The following is a 415-nucleotide window of genomic DNA, read 5'->3' on the forward strand; positions in this document are numbered from 1 at the left end:
TGCGTGGGCGGGTGCGCCTGTAACAGGCGGCTGCGGGGAGCGCAGCCATTGCCTCGCCCGAAAGGGAAAGGGCGCGGCGGGCCGCGCTTCCGCTTCCACGAACCGCTGCGCTGCCGCACGCCTGCGGGCGACCGATCTGGGATAATGGGGATTCCTGTTTCCTCTGCTGCCGGACCGGTCATGACCCAGAAGACGCTGCTCAACGATACCCACCGCGCCCTTGGCGCCAAGATGGTCGATTTCGGGGGTTGGGACATGCCCATCCACTACGGCTCGCAGCTGGACGAACACCACCTGGTGCGTCGCGAAGCCGGCGTGTTCGACGTCAGTCACATGACCGTGGTCGACCTGCGCGGTGACCAGGTCAAGCCGTTCCTGCGCCGCCTGCTGGCCAATTCGATCGACAAACTGAAGG

Annotated in this window: 1 pseudogene; it reads left to right on the forward strand. The window is 66.0% G+C overall.

Going from position 1 to position 415, the window contains the following annotated elements:
- Positions 1–180: 180 nt before the first annotated feature.
- Positions 181–415 (forward strand): annotated as a pseudogene (locus D7X55_RS47000) (glycine cleavage system aminomethyltransferase GcvT); the annotation flags it as partial.

The organism is Corallococcus sp. AB049A, assembly GCF_003668885.1.
Classification (GTDB): domain Bacteria; phylum Myxococcota; class Myxococcia; order Myxococcales; family Myxococcaceae; genus Corallococcus; species Corallococcus interemptor.